Source organism: Muriventricola aceti (assembly GCF_025567565.1).
In the GTDB taxonomy this organism is placed as follows: Bacteria; Bacillota; Clostridia; order Oscillospirales; family Oscillospiraceae; genus Lawsonibacter; species Lawsonibacter aceti.
This window is the reverse complement of the sequence record NZ_JAOQKF010000027.1, coordinates 512-951: the sequence shown is the minus strand read 5'-3', so window position 1 is coordinate 951 and position 440 is coordinate 512. Positions and strand designations below refer to the sequence as shown.

Below are 440 nucleotides of genomic sequence, written 5' to 3'. Positions count from 1 at the left end.
AAGCAGACGGTGTCGCTGTCCCCGGAAATAGTCCTGGAGGAAAATACCGACATAGAAGCATGGGATGCGGTCATCGAAAATAACGATGAATTATTGGAAAAGTATATCGCAGGAGAACCAATCAGCCGGGAAAAACTTGCGCGGGAGGAACAGCAGCGGGTTCAAGACGCCTCCCTGTTCCCAGTCTATCATGGCAGCGCCAAAAATGGCCTTGGCATTCAACCGTTGATGGATGCGGTGACAGGGCTGTTCCAACCGATTGGGGAACAGGGGGGCGCCGCCCTATGCGGCAGCGTTTTCAAGGTTGAGTACACCGATTGCGGCCAGCGGCGTGTCTATCTACGGTTATACAGCGGAACGCTGCGCCTGCGGGATACGGTGGCCCTGGCCGGGAGAGAAAAGCTGAAAATCACAGAGATGCGTATTCCATCCAAAGGGGA

At 54.8% G+C, this 440-nt stretch carries 1 pseudogene; it reads left to right on the top strand.

Going from position 1 to position 440, the window contains the following annotated elements:
• Window positions 1-440 (top strand): annotated as a pseudogene (locus OCV64_RS16060) (tetracycline resistance ribosomal protection protein Tet(W)); the annotation flags it as partial.